The following is a 19324-nucleotide window of genomic DNA, read 5'->3' on the forward strand; positions in this document are numbered from 1 at the left end:
TAAATGCAGATGATTATCATCAACGAAATCGATAATGACGCGATCGTTGGGAGCGGGCTTGCCCCGCGTCTGCAGGAACAACGGTGTTGTCGAAGCGGGCCTTATCGTGGGGCACGCCCGCTCCTACAGGGGGTGTGCAGTGCCTGCCAGTTGCGGCGGCTTGCACTCGGTCGCGCTGCCTGGCTCCAGGTACGGCATCAGGATCGGCGCCATGCCCTTCAACACCTGCACCGGCAACGCGGAAGTGAACTTGAACGTCTCCGCGGAGCGCCCTGGCACGAAGGCGGTCAGGGTGCCGAAGTGGTGCTCACCCAGGAAGAACACGAACGTGGCGGTGCGGTTCAGCGAGCGCGACCCGATCAGCCGGCCACCGGCGCCGTAGCTTTGCAGGCGGTTGTCGCCGGTGCCGGTCTTGCCACCCATCACCAGCAACGTGCCGTCGTGCAGCTTGAAGCTGCCGGAGATGCGCCGCGCGGTACCGGCATCGACCACCTGCGACATCGCGCCCTTGAGTGCCCTGGCCACTTCCACCGGAAGGATCCGCTGGCCACGGTCCGGGTCGCTGATCAGCTGGGTCTCGTAGGGGGTGTTGGCGGCGAAGTGCAGGGTATCGATGCGCAGGGTCGGCAGGCGCACGCCGTCGTTCTGGATGATGCCGACCAGCTCCGAGAGCGCGGCGGGGCGGTCGCCGGAACTGCCGATGGCGGTGGCCAGCGACGGCACCAGGTGGTCGAACGGGTAGCCCACGCGCTTCCAGCGCTGATGGATGTCGAGGAATGCCTCGATCTCGACCATGGTGCGGATGCGGCTGTCGCGCGCGCCCTGGTGACGGCTCTTGAACAGCCAGCTGTACACTTCCTGGCGCTCGAAGCGGCTGGCGTTGACCATGTCGGTCATCGAGGCGCCGGGGTTCTTCAACAGGTAGCCGAGCAGCCACAGGTCCAGCGGGTGCACCTTGGCGATGTAGCCCTGGTCGGGCAGGTCGTACTTGCCGGGCCCGTAGGCCACGTACATCTCAGACAGGCGCCCGTCACTGAGCTTGGCCAGGGCGATCCTGTCCTTGGCGGTGTGGGCGCGGACGAAGGCGTTGAAGGTCTCCTGGCCGGCCTCGGGGAACAGGTAGCGGTGCACCGCGGCCAGGCGCTGCGGGGTCACGCGCATGCTGTCGAGGAAGGTGTCCAGGCGTTGTTGCGAGGTCTTGCGCTGGTACTTGCGCCAGAAGCGCATCAGGTAGTTGGTGCCTTCGCGGTCGGCAAAGCGCGCCAGGTACTCCTGGCGGCGCGGGTCGGCATCGTTCTTGAGGATCGGCTCGCGGTTATAGGGTTGCTGGTAGGTGACGTAGCGCACCAGGTCGCGCATCAGGCGGATGAACGGCAGGTTGATCGACTCGCGCAGGGCGTCCTTGAGGGTTGGGTTGCGGTTGTTGTCTTCCTTGCGGAAGTTGTTGAACACGTGCATGCCGCCGCCGGTGAAGAACGCCTCACCGGTGTTGGCCGAATACTTGCGCTCCAGGGCGGCGTCGAGCATGGCGTCGAGGTTCTGGTCCTTGGCGTTCTGCATCAGCCACTCCAGCGACCACTGGGTGATGCGGTCGAGGTCGGCCACTTCGACCTTCTTCAATTCCGCCACGGGCTTGCCGGCGTACTTGCCGTGCAACTCGGCGATGATCTCCAGGTAGGTGGTCAGCACCCGCAGTTTGGCGGTGGAGCCCAGCTCCAGCTTGCTGCCTTCGTTGATGTCGAACGGCTGGTCGGTGCTGTCGGTTTGCACCCGCACCCGCGAGCCATCGGCGGTGCGTTCGAACAGGGTGAAGCTGTAGCTCACCTGGTCGGTGGTCTTGGCGGTCAGCAGGCGTTCGCCGATCAACCCCATCTGCGCGGCGAACTCGGGGTCGGCGAGGTTCTTCAGGTACTGGCTGACCTGGGTCTGCAGGTCGGCCTGCAGGGTGCTGGTGGCCGACACATCTAGGCGGTCGAGGTCGTACAGCGGGCGGTTGAGCATGGCCGCCAGGCGGTTGCGGGCCAGGCTGATGCCCTTGTTGGTGATGATCGGCACGATGGTCGGTTGGGCCACCCAGTCGCGGTAGATCGCCTTGCTGGCTAGCGCGGCGTCGGCCAGCGGGCGGTCGACGATGCCGTTGGCGGCAAGCACACGGATGTGTGAGTCCGTCAGCTCGGCCAGCTCGAGGCGGCCCTTGGACAGGTAATGCGACGGCCGGCGCTGGGCGATCATCAGCGACAGCACCTGGCGCAGGGCCAGGCCGCGTTCGGCCAGGCTTTTCTCGTCGCTGGCGGTGGCGTTCAACGCTTGGTTGACCTGGTCGAAGTCGGCGCCGTACCACACCCGCAGCCCCTCGGCCATGCCATGCACCTCACCGTGCCCAGGCACCGCCGACAGGGGCACGCTATTGAGGTAGTCGCGCACGATGCGCTGGCGCGCCTCAGTGGTGTCTGGCCCGCCCTGGTAGGCGCGCACGCTGGCGGAGAACATCTGGCGCAGCTTCTCGGTGCCGGAGACGGTCAGGCCGTCGGGCGAATGGCGGTATTTCTCCAATTGCGTGGCCAGGGTGCTGCCGCCGGCCGACTGGCCGGGCAGGGCCAGGTACTTGGCGACCTGGCTATAGGCCGCCTTGGCGAAGCGCGGCCAGTCCACTGCCGGGTTGTTCTTGGGGTCCTTGCTGTCGAGCAGGTCGCGGTTCTCGATGAACAGCAGGCTGTTGACCATCACTGGCGGGATCGAAGCGAAGTCCGGGTACAGGTGCTGGGGGTAGTGGTACTGGTAGAGGGTGTCGCCACGGCAGTCGGTGATCGACAGGCCGGCCTGGATTTTCTCCACGTAGGGCACGAACAGGCCATGGTCGACGTAGCGCATCAGCGCCGGGGAGAAGCGCACCTGTTGGCTGATCAGGTAGTCGCGCTTGAGCAGGCGTGGCAGGAACTCGCCCAGGGCGCTGTAGCCCAGGCGTTTGTCGAACGGGCCTTCGCCGGGGTAGACGATGGCGTCGCTTGGGCCGGGGTGCAGGGAATACGTCAGGGTACTGGCCAGGCGGCTGAATTCGCGCGATTGCAGGTTGGAGGACTGCATCTCGTCATAGGCGGCGTAGCCGATGGCGACGATGGCCACCAGCAGGATCAGCAGGATCAGCCGCCACCAGAGCCTACGTTGACGGGGAGTCTTTGGCTGTGGGGCCTCGGCCAGAGGGGGTTCGGGTGCTTCCGTTCTGGTTGGTTCCGATTGCCACAGTGCGCCCATAGTGTTCAGTCCGGCCAGGGAAATTCGTCTTGCTTGTCTGAAGCTTAGACGTTGGCCGCAGATGGTGAAAAATTTGTGGGGAACGGCTGTTTGCGGTGCTCGTTATGGCCTTATCGCGGGGTAAGCCCGCCCCCACAGGTACAGCACAGTCCCTGAGAACGGTGGTGTACCTGTGGGCTTGCGATGAGGCCGGTCAGGCCGCCGCCTCTGCGTGCGGTTCGAAACTGTCTGCTCGCGCCAGTTGCCACATGCGCGAGTAGAACTGCCCGTTCACCTCGCCGGTGAGCAGTTCACCGGGCTTGAGGAACACGTGCATCTGCGAGAACAACTTGATCTCGGTGGCCGAGATACGCCGCACCAGGTGCTTGGCCTCTAACTGCGACGGGTGCTCCAGCCCGGCGGCGGCGAGCATCTCGGCGAGGGCGCGCAGGGTGTTGTGGTGGAAGTTCAGCACCCGCTGGGCCTTGTCCGGCACCACCAGGGCGCGCTGGCGTAGGGCGTCCTGGGTGGCGACGCCGGTCGGGCACTTGTTGGTGTGGCAGCTCTGCGACTGGATGCAGCCGATGGCGAACATGAAACCACGCGCCGAGTTGGCCCAGTCGGCGCCGATGGCCAGCACGCTGGCGATGTCGAAGGCACTGACGATCTTGCCGCTGGCGCCGAGCTTGATCTTGTCGCGCAGGTTCAGGCCAACCAGCGTGTTGTGCACGAACAGCAGGCCCTCGCGCAGCGGCACGCCGATGTGGTCGGTGAACTCCACCGGTGCGGCGCCCGTGCCGCCTTCCTTGCCGTCGACGACGATGAAGTCTGGCAGGATGCCGGTTTCCAGCATCGCCTTGGCGATCCCCATGAACTCCCATGGGTGGCCCAGGCAGAACTTGAAGCCCACTGGCTTGCCGCCGGACAGTTCACGCAACTGGGCGATGAACCGCATCATTTCGATAGGGGTGGAGAACGCGCTGTGGCGAGACGGCGAAATGCAGTCTTCGCCCATCAGCACGCCGCGGGTCTCGGCGATTTCCTGGGTTACCTTGTGCTTGGGCAGGATGCCGCCGTGGCCGGGTTTGGCGCCTTGGCTCATCTTGATCTCGATCATCCGCACCTGCGGGTTGCGGGCCTGCTCGGCGAAGCGCTCGGGGTCGAAGCGACCATCGGCGGTGCGGCAGCCAAAATAGCCGCTGCCCAGTTCCCAGGTCAGGTCGCCGCCGTGCTCGCGGTGGTAGGGGCTGATGCTGCCCTCGCCAGTGTCATGGGCGAAATTGCCCAGCTTGGCGCCCTGGTTCAGGGCCCGGATGGCGTTGGCGCTGAGCGAGCCGAAGCTCATGGCCGAGATGTTGAAGATCGACGCCGAGTAGGGTTGGCTGCACTGCGGCCCGCCTACCACGACTCGGAAACTGGCTGGGTCGGCCAGCGGCGCCGGGCGCATGGAGTGGCCGATGAACTCGAAGCCCGATTCGTAGACGTCGATCAGGGTGCCGAAGGGTTTGTCCGAGGCTTCGTTCTTGGCCCGCGCATAGACCAGCGAACGTTGCGCACGGGAGAAGGGCAGGGCGTCGCTGTCGGCTTCGAGCAGGTACTGGCGGATTTCCGGGCGGATGGCCTCGACCAGGTAGCGGATGTTGCCGAGGATCGGGTAGTTGCGGCGTACCGCATGGCGTTGTTGCAACAGGTCGAACACCCCGATCAGGCTGAGCACGGCGGTGGTCAGGGTGAACGGCCAGAGCCATTCGTGGTGGAGCAACGGCAGGCTGGCCAGGGTGAACAGCACACAGGCGGCGAAGAAGGCGTAGCGGCTGAGAAGTGACAGGCTCATACGGAATCCTTGCGAATGAATCGGTCAGGCTCAGGGCCTGGCAAACCCAGACCTTAGCCCGGTTGCGCGGCATTAGGCCAGCGTGGGGAGGCCTGGCGAGAATGAAAATTCAGGTATCAAAAATCATTCGTATTGATTATGTTATAAAGTATCAACTCGCCAATGGAGGCAGACGCTCATGAAACCCGACATCCATCCCGCGTACCGGCCAGTGCTGTTCCACGACACGGCGGCGGACGTGTATTTCCTGATCGGCTCGACGGTGGAGACCGACCGTACCCAGCCATACAGCGATGGCAAAACCTACCCCTACGTGGCCCTGGATGTGTCCAGTGCCTCGCATCCGGTGTATACCGGGCAGCAGCGCAAGACCACGGTGGAAGGGCGTGTGGCTGGGTTCAACAAGCGCTTTGCCGGGTTTGCCGGAAAGGCCAGGTAAGGGGCCGCGGTGCGGCTCAATCGCGGGGCAAGCCCGGCCCCACAGGTACCCCGCTGTATCCAAAATCAGCAGGGTAGCTGTGCGGGTTTGCCCCGCGATTGCGTCGCCATGGACGGCGTGTGATCCTTGCCCGCCCTTTTATCCAGGCCCTGCCCATGAGCAAGACAATCCGCATCGCCGCCGCCCTGTTGGTCGACCCCGCCGGCCGCACCCTGCTGGTACGCAAACGCGGCACCCAGGCCTTCATGCAGCCCGGTGGCAAGATCGACGCCGGCGAAACCCCGCTGGCAGCCCTGGTGCGTGAGCTACATGAAGAACTCGGCCTGACTGTCGCGGTGCAGCAGGCCGTGTACCTCGGCCAATTCAGCGCCCCGGCCGCCAACGAGCCAGGCTTCGAAGTGCAGTGCGAGCTGTTCCGCGTCGACAGCGCCGAGCCCGTCGCCCCCGCCGCCGAGATCGAGGAAGTGGTGTGGCTGGCCGCCGACGAGACGCCCGCCCTGACGCTGGCGCCGCTGACCCGCGACCTGATCCTGCCGCTGTACCGCCAGGGCCTCAACGCACCGCGCTGACCCCATCGAGGGTGGCGAACGAAGTGTCCTTGGCGGTCAGCAGGAAGTCGCGCATGTAAGGCGCATCGAGCATGTCGGTGCGCACCGCCGCGTAGAGCGTGGCGAACAGGCCCTTCTCGCCCAGGCGCTTGCCTTTCACGTAGCCGCGCGCGCTGTACTCGTGCAGCGCCCAGTGCGGCATGCCGCACACGCCACGGCCGCTGGCCACCAACTGCATCATCATCACCGTCAACTCCGAGGTGCGCACGGCGGCTGGCTCGATGTCCGCCGGCTCCAGGAAGCGAGTGAAGATGTCCAGGCGGTCGCGCTCCACCGGGTAGGTGATCAAGGTCTGGTCGATCAGGTCCTGGGGCACGATGTACGGCTTGCTGGCCAGCGCGTGCTGGTTGGCCACCGCCAGCATCGCTTCGTAGGTGAACAGCGGCACATAGGTGATACCGGCCAGGTCCAGCGGGTCGGAGGTCACCACCAGGTCGAGATCGCCGCGGGCCAGGGCCGGCAGCGGGGCGAAGGCGAAGCCCGAGGCCAGGTCAAGCTCGACCTCGGGCCAGGCGTCGCGGAACTGGTCGATGGTCGGCATCAGCCACTGGAAGCAGCTGTGGCATTCGATGGCCATGTGCAGGCGCCCGGCGGTGCCGCCGGCCAGACGGGCGATGTCGCGCTCGGCGCCGCGCAGCAGCGGCAGGGTAGCGTCGGCCAGTTGCAGCAGGCGCAGGCCGGCGCTGGTGAAGCGAATCGGCTTGGTCTTGCGCACGAACAGCGGCAGGCCCAGGCGTTCTTCCAGCTCCTTGAACTGGTGCGACAGCGCCGACTGGGTCAGGTGCAGGCGCTCGGCGGCCTCCACCAGGCTGTCGGCCTCGCGCAGGGCATGAAGGGTTTTCAGGTGGCGGATTTCCAGCACGACGAACTCCGGGGGAAACACTTGGTAAACAATTGATGAGGTTGAGTTTCCCTCATGTTGCAGTGTGCTGTCGACTGCGTCCTGGCAATGACCACTGGGCAGAGTTCATCAAACTGTCACGCAACTGTGGCAGCGCGCCCGAACGATTTTCATCAGACTCGCGCTCTACTGGGGATTTGCATTCTGGTGTTTTCGTTCATGCGGGTTTTTCTGATCGTTCTTTTCTTGCTGTGCGGCGCGCCGGCCGGCTTCGCCGCTGGGCGCTGCGACGCCCACGTGCCGGTGCAACGGGCCGAGCTGGGGGAGGTGAGCCTGGTCTACCAGAGCGTCGGCGCGCCCAGCGACCCGGCGCTGCTGCTGGTGATGGGCCTGGGCGGGCAGCTCATCCATTGGCCGGATGACGTGGTCGAGGCCTTGTGCCGCCAGGGTTTTCGGGTGATTCGCTACGATAACCGCGATGTCGGCCTGTCGCGCTGGAACCTGCCGCCGGCCTCGGCCAACCTCACGGTCGAGCTGCTGCGCTACAAGCTCGGCCTGCCGGTGGCGGCGCCCTACACCCTGACTGACATGGCCAGTGACGGCCTGCGCTTGATGGACGAACTGCAGGTCGAGCAATTCCACGTGTTGGGGGTGAGCATGGGCGGGATGATCGCCCAGCACCTGGCGGCGATGGCGCCACAGCGGGTCCGCAGCCTCACGCTGGTGATGAGCAGCTCAGGCGCTGCGGGCCTGCCGGCGCCGAGCCCGGCATTGGTGCAGTTGTTGGCGCGGCGTAGCGCGCCCAGCCGCGAGGTGGCCATCGAGCAGCAGGCCGACCTGTTGTCAGCGTTGGGCAGCCCCGAGGTGCATGACGACCGCACGGTGTTGCTGCAGCAGGCGGCGCTGGCCTACGACCGGGCCTTCAACCCGGAGGGGGTCAAGCGCCAGATCATGGCGATTCTCGCCGAGCCGAGCCGGGTGGCATTGCTCAACCAACTGCGCGTGCCGACGCTGGTGGTGCACGGTACGGCAGACCCGCTGCTGCCGGTGATGCATGGCGTGCACCTGGCGGCGCATATCCAGGGTAGCCAACTGCGCCTGATTCCGGGGTTGGCGCACCGTTTCCAGGAGCCGTTCAAGGCGCCGTTGCTGGCGGTGGTGCTGCCCTATCTCAAATCACATCGACAGGACATGACGCATATTGCCCGGCTTTGAAGCGGCGGCCCCGCGGCAGGTTCAACACCCACGTCAGCGTTCTTGGACTCAGCCGAGCCCGTACTTCTTCACTTTGTCGAACAGCGTGGTCTTGGCCATGCCCAGTTCCTGGCTGGCTTGGCTGAGGTTGCCACCGGTGCGCTGCAGGGCATCGCTGAGCAGGTTGCGTTCGAACGCCTCCACCGCCTCGGCGAAGCCCAGGCCCTGGTTGGCCACGGCGCCGCTCTTCTTGAACGCCGGCAGGCCAAGGGCGTAGCGTTCGGCGACGTTGCGCAGTTCGCGCACGTTGCCCGGCCAGTCGTGGGCCATCAGCCGCGACAGGGTCTGGCCATCGAGCTCCGGCACCTCGCGGTCGAAACGCAGCGCCGACTGCTGCAGGAAGTGCTCGAACAGCTGCAGCACGTCCTCGCGCCGTTCGCGCAGCGGCGGCAGTTCCAGGGTGACCACGTTGAGGCGGTAGTACAGGTCGCTGCGGAACTGCCCGGCCTGGCCCATGGCGTCAAGGTCGGATTTGGTGGCGGCGATCACCCGGCAGTCGACCGGGATGCTCTGGTTCGAGCCCAGGCGTTCCAGGGTGCGCTCCTGCAATACGCGCAGCAGCTTGATCTGCAGGTTGATCGGCATGCTCTCGACTTCGTCGAGGAACAGCGTGCCGCCATTGGCGTGTTCGATCTTGCCGATGCGCCGCTTGCCCGCGCCGGTGAAGGCATTGGCCTCGTGGCCGAAGATCTCGCTCTCGAACAGGTTCTCCGGCAGGCCGCCGCAGTTCAGCGCCACGAATGGCTGGCCCTGGCGTCGGCTGAAATCGTGCAGGCAGCGGGCGACCAGTTCCTTGCCGGTGCCGGTCTCGCCTTCGATCAGCACGTTGGCCGAGGTGTCGGCGACGTTGGCGATCAGCTCGCGCAGGTTCTGCATCGCTGGCGAGCGGCCGATGATGCGCCCCTCCAGGGTGCTCTGGCCCGCCAGTTGGCGGCGCAGGGCGAACACCTCGCGTGACAGCCCACGCTGCTCCAGGGCGCGGCGCACCACGTCGACCAGCCGTTCGGGCGAGAAGGGCTTTTCCATGAAGTCGTAGGCGCCGTTGCGCATGGCGCCGACCGCCATGTCGATGTCGCCATGGCCGGTGATCAGCACCACCGGCAGGCTGCGGTCGCGGGCCTTGAGGCGGTTGAGCAGTTCCAGGCCATCCATGCCGGGTAGGCGGATGTCGCTGACGACGATGCCGGCGAAGTCATCGCCGATGCGCTCCAGCGCCTGCTCGGCGCTGCCCACGCCTTCGCAGGCGATGTCTTCCAGGGCCAGGGCCTGTTGGCAGCCGAGCAGCACATGGGGGTCGTCTTCGACGATCAGTACGGTCAAGGGTGCTGGGGTCATGGATGCTCTGCCGTGTCGTTGGGTGGCGTGACCAGGGGCAGGGCGAGGACGAACGCGGTGCCGCCACCGGCGGGGTGTTCGACGCTCAGGGTGCCCTTGGCGGCGGTGGCGAGGCTCGCCGACAAGGTCAGGCCCAGGCCCAGGCCATGTTCGCCCGGTTTGGTGGTGAAGAAGGGTTCGAACAGGTGCTTGCGCGCCTCGGCGTCGATGCCGTGGCCATTGTCACGCACCCGCAGACGGTACTTGTCGCCCTGCGGCTCGCCCTCGAGCCACAGTTGCGGCAGCGGTTGGGTGGCCATCGCGTCGAGGGCGTTGCCGATCAGGTTGACCAGGATCTGCTCCAGGCGGGTCTGGTCGATGGCCAGTTGCTGGTCGTCGAAGTGGCTGTGCAGTTGCAAGTGACAGCCGGCGATGCGGTTGCCGAGCACCTGCAAGGTAGCCTCCACCGCCTTGGCCAGCGAGGCCTGACCGCTGTCGTCGCCGCGCCGGGCGAACGAGCGCAGGCTGGCGGTGATGCGGCCCATGCGGTCGATCAATTCGTTCATGGTGCGCAGGTTGGTGCTGGCGATTTCCAGCGCGCCGCGCTCGAGGAAGCGCACGGTGTTGCCCGACAGCGTGCGCAGGGCCGCCAGGGGTTGGTTGAGCTCATGGGCGATGCTGGTGGACATCTGCCCGATGGCCGCCAGCTTGCCGGCCTGGACCAGCTCGTCCTGGGCGTGGCGCAGGGTCTGCTCGGCATGGCGACGCTCGCGGATCTGCCCCTTGAGCCGCTCGTTGCTGGCGCGCAGGTCGGCGGTGCGTTCGGCGATGCGCCGCTCCAGCTGGCTGTTGGCTTCCTCCAGCGCCTCACGCGCGGCCAGGCGCGTGGCGATCACCTTGCGCCGCTCGTTCCAGGCGATGCCGAGGATCGCCAACAGGGCGAAGGCCACGCCCACCAGAATGCCCTGCACCATGGATTCGCGGCGCAGGTCCTGCAGCGGGGTGAGCAGGGTGAAGTGCCAGGGCGTGTCGGCCAGGCGCCGGGTCTGGGCCAGGTAGGTGACTTCGTGGGGCTTGCCCTGGACGGTTTCGGCGTTGGCGGGGAAGGTCAGCTTCTCCACGCCGTCGGCCAGGGTCTCGCGCGCCAGTGGCTCCAGCTCGTTGAGCGGCCACCAGTAGTACTGCAGGCTGCGGGCGAGGTTTTCCTTGATCTGCGGGGTCAGCGGGCGCACCGACTTGAGCCGCCGCGCCGGATCGCTGGAAAGGATGATGATGCCGTTCTCGTCGCTGACGAAGGCTTCCAGGCGGGCGCGCTGCCAGCGTTCCTCAAGGGCTTCCAGGCGGACCTTGATCACCGCCACGCCGATGATCTTGCCGTGCTCCTCCAGGCCGTGGGCCAGGTAGTAGCCGGGCTCGCCGGTGGTGCTGCCGATGCCGTAGAAGCGCCCGGGCTGGCCGCGCACGGCGTCCTGGAAGTAGGCGCGGAACGAGAGGTCTTCGCCCAGGTAGGAGTCGACGTCGCGCCAGTTGCTGGTGGCTTGAACCCGGCCGGTGGTGTCGAGCACGTAGATCGCCCGGCTGCGGCTGCGGCGGTTCAGGCCTTCGAGGTATTCGTTGACCGTCTGCCGGGCGCCGCCATCAGGGTCGGTGAGCAGTTGCGAGACGCTGTCTTCCAGCTCCAGCAGGCTCGGCAGGTAGGTGTACTTGCTGATTTCACTTTCCACCGTGCGCGCGTGCAGCTCGAGCTGGCGCTCGCCGTTCTCGCTCAAGAGACGGATGCCGTTGGTCTCGCTGACCATGTAGCCGACCAAGCCCAGGCCGACCATCAGCAGGATGATCAGCGGTGGCAGGAACAGTTGGCGGATCAGGCGGGATTTCACGGCAGGCTGGGCAGGGAGAAGTAGCGAAGGGTCGCATTTCATCACAGTGGCCTTGTCACCACCAGCGTCCGCTGCCCGGTGGGGCCGGGCAGCGGGCTGGCATTGCTCAGTGCTGCAGGATCTTGCTGAGGAAGTGCTGGGTGCGTTCGTGGCGACCTTCGGGGTTGCCGAAGAAGTCTTCTTTCTGGCAGTCCTCGATGATGTTGCCCTTGTCCATGAAGATCACCCGGTTGGCGACCTTGCGGGCGAAGCCCATCTCGTGGGTCACGCACATCATGGTCATGCCTTCGTGGGCCAGCTCGACCATCACGTCCAGTACTTCGTTGACCATCTCAGGGTCGAGCGCCGAGGTCGGTTCGTCGAACAGCATGACGATCGGGTCCATCGACAGCGCGCGGGCGATGGCCACGCGCTGCTGCTGGCCACCGGACAGTTGCCCAGGGTGCTTCTTGGCATGAGCGCCCAGGCCCACGCGATCAAGCAGGGCCAGGCCCTTCTTGGTGGCTTCCGCCTCGCTGCGGCCGAGCACCTTGCGCTGGGCGATGGTCAGGTTCTCGGTGATCGACAGGTGCGGGAACAGCTCGAAGTGCTGGAACACCATGCCCACGCGCGAGCGCAGTTTCGGCAGGTTGGTCTTGGGGTCGGCGATGGAGGTGCCGTCGACCACGATGTCGCCCTTCTGGAACGGCTCCAGCGCGTTGACGCACTTGATCAGGGTGGACTTGCCCGAGCCCGAGGGGCCGCAGACCACCACCACTTCACCTTTCTTGACCTCGGTGCTGCAGTCGGTCAGCACCTGGAAGTCCCCGTACCACTTGTTGACGTTCTTGATGGAAATCATACGGTGATCCTTTTTTGCAGGCGCTTGACCAGCCACGAAGCGGTGAAGCTGATGAGGAAATACACGACACCGGCGAAGATCAGGAACTCATGGGAGCGGCCGATGATGTCGCCGTTGGCACGTGCCGAGTTGAGGAAGTCGACCAGGCCCACGGTGTAGACCAGCGAGGTATCCTGGAACAGGATGATGCTCTGTTGCAGCAGCAGCGGGGTCATCTTGCGAAACGCCTGGGGCAGGATGATCAGGCGCATGCACTGTCCGTAGCTCATGCCCAGGGCCTGGGCGGCGCCCATCTGGCCCTTGGAGATCGACTGCACGCCGGCACGCACGATTTCGCAGAAGTAGGCCGCCTCGAACATCATGAAGGCCACGACGCAGGAGGTGAATGCCCCCACCGGGGTGTCTTCGCCGGTGATCCAGCGCAGCACGAACGGCACCGCGAGGTAGAACCAGGTGATCACCAGCAGCAGCGGGATCGAGCGGAAATAGTTGACGTAGGCGCCGGCCACGTTGGACAGCAACGTGTTCGATGACAGGCGCATCAGGGCCAGGATGGTACCCAGCACGATACCGCCGACCACGCCCATGACCATCAGTTGCAGGGTCATGACCATGCCGTCCCAGAGGGCGGGCAGGGCGGGGATGATTTCGCTGAAATCCATGTCCATTTACTTGCCCCCCACGGAAATCAGGCCAGGCACCGCGACTTTCTTCTCGACCATGCGCATGAACAGCATCAGGCCCATGTTCAGGGTGAAGTAGATCAGGGTGGCCAGGGTGAACGCCTCGAACAGGTTGGCGGAGAATTCGGCGGTCTGCTTGGTCTGGGCCAGCAGTTCCATCAGGCCGATCAGCGACGCCACCGAGGAGTTCTTGAAGACGTTCAGGAATTCGGAGGTGAGCGGCGGGATGATGATCCGGTAGGCCTGGGGCAGCAGCACGTTCAGGTAGATCTGCGACAGGCTGAAGCCCATCGCGCGCCCGGCCGATTCCTGGCCACGGGGCAGCGCCTGGATGCCGGTGCGCACCTGCTCGCAGACACGTGCGGCGGTGAACAGGCCCAGGCAGATGACCACGCTGATCAGCGCCGAGGTGGTCGGGTTGAGGTCTTGCTTGAACCACTCCTGCAGGCCTTCTGGCAGCAGGTCCGGCACCAGGAAGTACCAGATGAACAACTGCACCAGCAGTGGCACGTTGCGGAACAATTCGACGTAGGCGGTGGCAATCCCTGACACCAGGCGGTTTGGCACGGTACGCATGACGCCGAGCAGCGAGCCCAGCAGCAAGGCGATGATCCAGGCGGAGATGGCGATGGCGATGGTCCAGCCCAGGCCGGTGACATACCAGTCCAGGTAGATTTCGCTGCCCACGCCGGTGGACTTGAAGAACACGCCCCAGTCCCAGTTGTAATTCATCGGGATTTCCCCTCAGACGGTTGTTTCACGGGCACCTTCGAGCATCCGAGGGCGGCGGGCGCCCTCGGAGGTAAAGGTTAGACACTAACGGGTGGCCCGCGCGGTTAATTCATGTGCGGGCCACGATCTGGGAGATCAGGACGCTTTTTCGTCCGCGGCCTTGTCGGTTGGCTCGGCGATCAGCTTCTTCAGTTCGTCGCTCATCGGGAACTGCAGGTTCAGGCCTTTCGGTGGGATCGGCTGCTGGAACCACTTGTCGTAGATCTTGTTGATTTCGCCCGACTTGTAGAGCGAGACGATGGCGGCGTCGACGGCTTTCTTGAACGCCGGGTCATCCTTGCGAACCATGCAGCCGTAGATCTCGTAGGACTGCGGGGTGCCGGTGATGACCCAGTCGGTCGGTTTCTTGGCCTTGGCCATTTCACCGGCGAGCAGGGCGTCGTCCATCATGAAGGCCACGGCGCGGCCGCTTTCGAGCATGTTGAAGGCTTCGCCGTGATCTTTCGCGGAGATCACGTTCATCTTCATCTGCTTGTCGGCGTTCATCGCCTTGAGGATGCGCTCGGAGGTGGTGCCAGCGGTGGTCACGACGTTCTTGCCGGCCAGGTCCGGGAAGTCCTTGTAGGAGGGTTGACCGTCCTTGACCTTGGTCAGCAGGCGGGTGCCGACTTCGAAGATGCCGACGGAGAAGCTGACTTGCTGCTGGCGCTCGACGTTGTTGGTGGTGGAGCCGCATTCCACGTCGACGGTTCCGTTCTGCACCAGCGGGATGCGGGTCTGGGAGGTGACCAGGTTGTACTTGACGTTCAGGTTGGGAACGTTGAGCTCTTTCTTCAGGTGCTCGACGATGGCCTGCTGGATGTCATGGGAATAGCCGACAGGGGTGGAACCACCGGCCAGGTAGGAAAACGGAATGGAGGAGTCACGGTGGCCCAAGGTAATGGAACCGGAATCCTTGATCTTCTTCAGGGTGCCGGTCAGCTCCTCGGCCATGGCTGGGGAAGCGATGACGGCGGCTGCGATGGCGGCGCCCAACAGATGACGAACGATACGCATCAAATTTTCCTCGACGTTTGTTTTTTTTATGGAGCCGTTGGCGGACTCTTCGTTCAACGAACACAACGTGAAGCGGTGTGTGCATTCGGCTACCAAGTGTAGAGCATGACTCGTGCCAAGCCCTGGCTCAGATCATAACGCCTTGAAAATACGGCGAATTAATATTTTATGACGTATTTTTACAGAGAGTGTTCGTGCGGGTTTCCGAACGGGTGGAATGGGTCCGTTCGGAAATCCGAATGGGTTTAGGTCGGGGCGTAACACGTTTTTTCCTGACGAAAAGCATCGCGGGGCAAGCCCGCTCCTACCATCCCGGTAGGAGCGGGCTTGCCCCGCGATTGCGTCTTAGCGTTCGAACTCAGGCCGCGCGCACCCGCGCTCGATTGACTTCGGCGCTCTGCAAGTAATCCACCAGCGCTTGCTGCTCCACCGCGCTGGTGAACAGCCCCAGTTTGGTCCGGCGCCACAGGATGTCGTCGGCACCCACCGCCCACTCTTCGCCACACAGGTAGTCCACCTCACGGCTGAACAACCCGCCACCGATGGCCTGACCCAGGTCTTCCGGGCCTTGCACGCCTTCGAGCAGGCGCCACACGCGGCTGCCGTAGGTCACGGCCCAGCGCTTGGCGATCTCTACTGGCAGCCAGCCGTAACGGGCCAGTACGGCGTCCACCAGGGCTTGCACGCTGGTCATGCTCTCGCCGCCCGGCAGTGGAGCGCTTGCGGTCCAGCTGCCACGCATCTGGGTGAAGTACGGCTTGAGCTCGTCCATGGCCGACTCGGCCAGCTTGCGGTAGGTCGTCAGCTTGCCGCCGAACACCGACAGCAGCGGCGCCTGGCCCTCGCTGGCGGACAGCGCCAGGGTGTAGTCGCGGGTCACCGCCGAGGGGTTGTCGGACTCGTCGTTGCACAGCGGGCGCACGCCGGAATAGGTGTGCAGGATGTCGCTGCGGCCCAGTTGGTGGTTGAAGTGTTCGTTGACCACCTTCAGCAGGTAGTCGGTCTCGGTTTCGGTGATCGCCACCTTGGCCGGGTCGCCGCTGTATTCGCGGTCGGTGGTGCCGATCAGGGTGAAGCGGTCCAGGTAAGGGATGGCGAAGACGATGCGCTGGTCCTCGTTCTGCAGGATGTAGGCATGTTCGCCTTCGTACAGGCGCGGCACGATCAGGTGGCTGCCCTGGATCAGGCGAATACCGTAGGGCGCGTCGAGCTTGAGGTCATCCTTGATGAAGCTGGCGACCCAGGGGCCGGCGGCATTGACCAGGGCACGGGCGCGGATGGTTTGCAGGCTGCCGTCGGCATGCTGCAGTTCGACTTCCCAGGCGCCGTCGACACGCTCGGCGCGCAGGCAGCGGGTGCGGGTGTGGATGTGCGCACCTTTTTCACGGGCCGACATGGCGTTGAGCACCACCAGGCGGGCGTCGTCGACCGCGCAGTCAGCGTATTCGAAACCGCGCGTGATGGCCGGCTTGAGCGGGTTGCCCGGGCCGAAGCGCAGGCTGCGCGAGGCGCCCAGGCGCTTGCGCTTGCCCAGGTGGTCGTAGAGGAACAGGCCGGCGCGGATCATCCACGCCGGGCGCAGGTGCGGGCGGTGCGGCAGGACGAAACGCATCGGCTTGACGATGTGCGGTGCCTTGGCGAGCAGCACTTCGCGCTCGGCGAGGGCTTCGCGCACCAGGCGGAATTCGTAGTGTTCCAGGTAGCGCAAGCCGCCGTGGATCAGCTTGCTGCTGGCCGAGGAGGTGTGTTGGGCCAGGTCATCCTTTTCACAAAGGAACACCTTCAAGCCACGCCCGGCAGCGTCGGCGGCGATGCCGACGCCATTGATGCCGCCGCCAATCACGGCGAGGTCATAGCAATCGGCGAGGGGCGGCTGGGGCTGGATGGGCTGGGACACGGGCAAGGCCTCCTGGGGCGGTTCACAGCGAATGTGAACATCAATGTTCGTTTGCGAAAATGTTAGCGCAATGGAAAGGCGCTCGCCAGTCAGTCCTTATAGAAAAAGCTGATCAGATGACAAGAAAATGAACATTAACGAACATAAAGGCGTTCGCTGCAGGAGCGGGCTTGCCCCGCGATGGCGTCATTGCAGACGAGATCGGTTGGCGGTGCGGGCTTCATCGCGGTGCAAGCCCGCTCCACAGGGAGGCGGTGTTTCGGAGAGGGTCAAACCACTTCGAGACGAATCTTGTGCTGGTTCAGCAACTGGGTCAGTGCCGGTGTCGGCGCCAGGTCGGTCACCAGGCAATCGATCAGGCTGATCGACCCCAGGCGCACCATGGCATTGCGGCCGAACTTGCTGGAGTCGGCGGCGAGGATCACCTGCCGGGCATTGGCGATGATCGCCTGGGACACCCGCACTTCCTGGTAATCGAAGTCCAGCAGGCTGCCGTCTTCGTCGATGCCGCTGATGCCGACCACGGCGAAGTCCACCTTGAACTGAGTGATGAAGTCGACACTGGCCTGGCCGACCACGCCGCCATCGCGGCGCACGGTGCCGCCGGCCACCAGCACCTCGAAGTCATCCTTGGCACCGAGGATCGACGCCACGTGCAGGTTATTGGTGATGACCTTCAGGTGATTATGGTTGAGCAGGGCACGGGCGATGGATTCGGTGGTGGTGCCGATATTGATGAACAGCGAGGCATGGTCGGGAATCTGCCGCGCCACGGCTTCGGCGATGCGCTGCTTCTCGTCGCGCATCTGGTCGGCGCGCATGGCATAAGCGGTATTTTCGATGCTCGAGTCGTAAGCCGCGCCACCATGGTAGCGGCGCAGCAGGTTGACCTCCGCCAACTGGTTGATGTCGCGGCGGATGGTCTGGGGAGTGACGACGAACAGGTGCGCCATTTCTTCGATACTGACGTAACCGCGCTCGCGCACCAGTTCGAGGATTTGTTGTTGGCGGGGAGGCAGATTCATGGGCGGTCCTTCGGGGCTGCCGGACAAATGCTGCAATGATGCCGTAGGAAGGAGGTCAGGGCCAGTGTGGGGTACAGGTACAGCGCATTCCTGAACACGGCGCTGCACCCGCAGGCGCGGGCGGCCCCGTTGCAGGGCCAGCCCTGTTGCCATCAACGCTCGTGATCTTCCCAGTCTCGGGTCCGTTCGATGGCCTTTCTCCAGCCAGCGTACAGTTTTTCCTTGCTCGTCTCGTCCAATTGCGGGCTGAACTCGCGCTCGATGATCGCTTTGTCGCGCAACTCATCCAGCCCGCTCCAGAAGCCGCAGGCCAGGCCCGCCAGGTAGGCTGCGCCGAGGGCGGTGGTTTCGCGCATCTTCGGCCGCTCCACGCAGGTGCCGAGGATGTCGGCCTGGAACTGCATGAGGAAGTTGTTGGCCACCGCGCCGCCGTCGACGCGCAGCTCCGACAGGCGCTGGCCGCAGTCGTGCTGCATGGCGTCGAGCACATCGCGGGTTTGGTAGGCGATCGACTCCAGCGCCGCGCGGATGATGTGATCGACCTTGACCCCGCGGGTCAGGCCGAACAGCGCACCCCGCGCATAGGGGTCCCAATAGGGGGCTCCCAGGCCGGTGAAGGCCGGTACCAGGTACACACCATTACTGTCCTTGACCTTGTTGGCGAAGTATTCCGTGTCCAGCGCGTCGTTGACGATCTTCAGCTCGTCACGCAGCCACTGCACGGTGGAGCCGCCGTTGAACACCGCGCCCTCCAAGGCATAGGCCACTTCGCCGCGCGGGCCGCAGGCGATGGTGGTGAGCAGGCCGTGGGCGGAGGTCACCGCCTTGTCGCCGGTATTCATCAGGAGGAAGCAGCCGGTGCCGTAGGTGTTCTTCGCTTGGCCGGGCTCGACGCACATCTGGCCGAACAGAGCCGATTGCTGGTCACCGGCGATACCGGCGATGGCGATGCCGCTCTTGGTGTGGCCGTAGACCTCCGAGGAGGAGCGCACCTCGGGCAGCATCTGCCGGGGGATGTCGAGAATCTGCAGGAGCTTTTCGTCCCACTGCAGGTTGTGGATGTTGAACATCAGCGTGCGCGAGGCGTTGGTGTAGTCGGTGACGTGCACTTTGCCGCCGGAGAATTTCCAGATCAGCCAGCTGTCGACGGTGCCGAACAGCAGTTCGCCACGCTCGGCGCGCTCGCGGGCACCCTCGACGTTGTCGAGGATCCACTTGAGCTTGGTGCCGGAGAAATACGGGTCGGTGACCAGGCCAGTGGTCTCGCGGATGTAGGCCTCGTGGCCATCACGCTTGAGCTGGGCACAGATCTCGGTGCTGCGCCGGCACTGCCAGACGATGGCGTTGTACACCGGGCGTCCGGTTTCCTTGTCCCACACCACGGTGGTTTCACGCTGGTTGGTGATGCCGATGGCGGCCACCTGGGCGTGGCTGATGCCTGCCTGGGCCAGGGCCTCGACCATGGTCGCGCTTTGGGTGGCGAAGATCTCCATCGGGTCGTGCTCGACCCAGCCGGCCTGCGGGTAGTGCTGGGCGAACTCGCGCTGGGAGGTGCCGACCACGTTGGCATCGCGGTCGAAGATGATCGCGCGGGAGCTGGTGGTGCCCTGGTCCAGGGCGATGATGTAGTGCTTATCCTGGGTGTCTGTCATGGTCGTCGCCTTGCAGGAATGGGGTAGTCAGGGCCGG

14 protein-coding genes and 1 pseudogene are annotated in these 19324 nt (G+C 64.8%); 3 read left to right on the top strand and 12 right to left on the bottom strand.

Going from position 1 to position 19324, the window contains the following annotated elements:
* Nucleotides 1–121: 121 nt before the first annotated feature.
* A pseudogene (locus P0Y43_RS10550) lies at nt 122–3252 on the bottom strand (transglycosylase domain-containing protein); the annotation flags it as partial.
* 193 nt (nt 3253–3445) lie between these two features.
* Nucleotides 3446–5065 (bottom strand): FMN-binding glutamate synthase family protein, encoded by a 1620-nt coding sequence (locus P0Y43_RS10555; protein WP_275637239.1) that lies wholly within the window; start codon nt 5063–5065, stop codon nt 3446–3448.
* Nucleotides 5066–5243: 178 nt separating this feature from the next.
* On the opposite strand from P0Y43_RS10555, the gene P0Y43_RS10560 reads away from it, so the two are divergent.
* Complete coding sequence (locus P0Y43_RS10560; protein WP_275637240.1) at nt 5244–5504, top strand: type B 50S ribosomal protein L31; 261 nt, start codon at nt 5244–5246, stop codon at nt 5502–5504.
* Nucleotides 5505–5659: 155 nt separating this feature from the next.
* Nucleotides 5660–6073: an NUDIX hydrolase gene (locus tag P0Y43_RS10565; protein ID WP_275637241.1), complete on the top strand. Its 414-nt coding sequence runs from the start codon at nt 5660–5662 to the stop codon at nt 6071–6073.
* On the opposite strand, the gene metR is transcribed toward P0Y43_RS10565, so the two are convergent.
* Nucleotides 6057–6974 carry a transcriptional regulator MetR gene (gene metR, locus P0Y43_RS10570; protein WP_275637242.1) on the bottom strand — a complete coding sequence of 306 codons (918 nt, stop codon included), beginning with the start codon at nt 6972–6974 and terminating at the stop codon, nt 6057–6059. The two genes, P0Y43_RS10565 and metR, sit on opposite strands and share 17 nt — an antisense overlap.
* Nucleotides 6975–7172: 198 nt before the next feature.
* Here metR and P0Y43_RS10575 point away from each other — a divergent pair, with 198 nt between their 5' ends.
* Nucleotides 7173–8168 (top strand): alpha/beta fold hydrolase, encoded by a 996-nt coding sequence (locus tag P0Y43_RS10575; RefSeq protein ID WP_275637243.1) that lies wholly within the window; start codon nt 7173–7175, stop codon nt 8166–8168.
* A 48-nt stretch (nt 8169–8216) separates the two neighbouring features.
* On the opposite strand, the gene P0Y43_RS10580 is transcribed toward P0Y43_RS10575, so the two are convergent.
* The 9 genes from P0Y43_RS10580 to glpK form a co-directional block, all read right to left on the bottom strand.
* The gene (locus P0Y43_RS10580; protein WP_430540239.1) at nt 8217–9542 is read right to left on the bottom strand and encodes a sigma-54-dependent transcriptional regulator; all 1326 of its coding nucleotides are present in this window, start codon (nt 9540–9542) and stop codon (nt 8217–8219) included.
* Nucleotides 9539–11443, bottom strand: a complete 1905-nt coding sequence (locus P0Y43_RS10585; protein WP_275637244.1) for a sensor histidine kinase — start codon at nt 11441–11443, stop codon at nt 9539–9541. The genes P0Y43_RS10580 and P0Y43_RS10585 overlap by 4 nt, the downstream gene beginning before the upstream one ends.
* A gap of 64 nt (nt 11444–11507) precedes the next feature.
* Nucleotides 11508–12242: an amino acid ABC transporter ATP-binding protein gene (locus P0Y43_RS10590; protein WP_038706667.1), complete on the bottom strand. Its 735-nt coding sequence runs from the start codon at nt 12240–12242 to the stop codon at nt 11508–11510.
* Nucleotides 12239–12910, bottom strand: a complete 672-nt coding sequence (locus P0Y43_RS10595) for an amino acid ABC transporter permease (RefSeq protein ID WP_275637245.1) — start codon at nt 12908–12910, stop codon at nt 12239–12241. The genes P0Y43_RS10590 and P0Y43_RS10595 overlap by 4 nt, the downstream gene beginning before the upstream one ends.
* Entirely contained in the window at nt 12911–13657 is a 747-nt protein-coding gene (locus tag P0Y43_RS10600) for an amino acid ABC transporter permease (protein ID WP_275637246.1), read from the bottom strand.
* A gap of 135 nt (nt 13658–13792) precedes the next feature.
* Entirely contained in the window at nt 13793–14713 is a 921-nt protein-coding gene (locus P0Y43_RS10605) for a glutamate/aspartate ABC transporter substrate-binding protein (RefSeq protein WP_275637247.1), read from the bottom strand.
* Nucleotides 14714–15071: 358 nt separating this feature from the next.
* Complete coding sequence (gene glpD, locus P0Y43_RS10610; protein WP_275637248.1) at nt 15072–16610, bottom strand: glycerol-3-phosphate dehydrogenase; 1539 nt, start codon at nt 16608–16610, stop codon at nt 15072–15074.
* A gap of 269 nt (nt 16611–16879) precedes the next feature.
* On the bottom strand, nt 16880–17635 hold the full coding sequence (gene glpR, locus P0Y43_RS10615) for a DNA-binding transcriptional repressor GlpR (protein ID WP_275637249.1): 756 nt from the start codon (nt 17633–17635) through the stop codon (nt 16880–16882).
* 152 nt (nt 17636–17787) lie between these two features.
* Nucleotides 17788–19287, bottom strand: a complete 1500-nt coding sequence (gene glpK / locus P0Y43_RS10620; RefSeq protein ID WP_275637250.1) for a glycerol kinase GlpK — start codon at nt 19285–19287, stop codon at nt 17788–17790.
* Nucleotides 19288–19324: the final 37 nt, after the last annotated feature.

This window comes from Pseudomonas entomophila (genome assembly GCF_029193575.1).
Lineage (GTDB): Bacteria > Pseudomonadota > Gammaproteobacteria > Pseudomonadales > Pseudomonadaceae > Aquipseudomonas > Aquipseudomonas entomophila_G.